This window comes from Halovibrio sp. HP20-59, assembly GCF_033052795.2.
Classification (GTDB): Bacteria; Pseudomonadota; Gammaproteobacteria; order Pseudomonadales; family Halomonadaceae; genus Vreelandella.
The window spans coordinates 1-236 of sequence record NZ_JAWJUW020000183.1; the positions used below are offsets into that span (position 1 = coordinate 1).

A 236-nucleotide genomic window follows, 5' to 3' on the forward strand; every position below is an offset into this window, starting at 1 on the left:
CGGCAGCGCGGTGTCCAGCAGCATCTGGCGGGCCAGCAGCTCGCTCGGCGCGCTGGAGCGGGCGATCTGCACCCGCATCGTCGAGTCCGCCGCGCCGGCGGCGCCGAGGTGCAGGTCCAGCGACACCAGCCGCAGCCGTTCGCCGCGCACGGTGGCGTCGAAGAACACCGGCTCGTTGAGCCGCGGTTCGCCGGGCGGCGGCGGCAGTTGCACGTCGCCCAGCAGCAGCGCCCCGG

Annotated in this window: 1 protein-coding gene; it reads right to left on the reverse strand. The window is 76.3% G+C overall.

What is annotated here, in order from left to right:
- Positions 1-236 (reverse strand): sensor histidine kinase N-terminal domain-containing protein (locus RZA33_RS19805; RefSeq protein ID WP_317510081.1); only part of this gene is annotated, 236 nt, incomplete at both ends.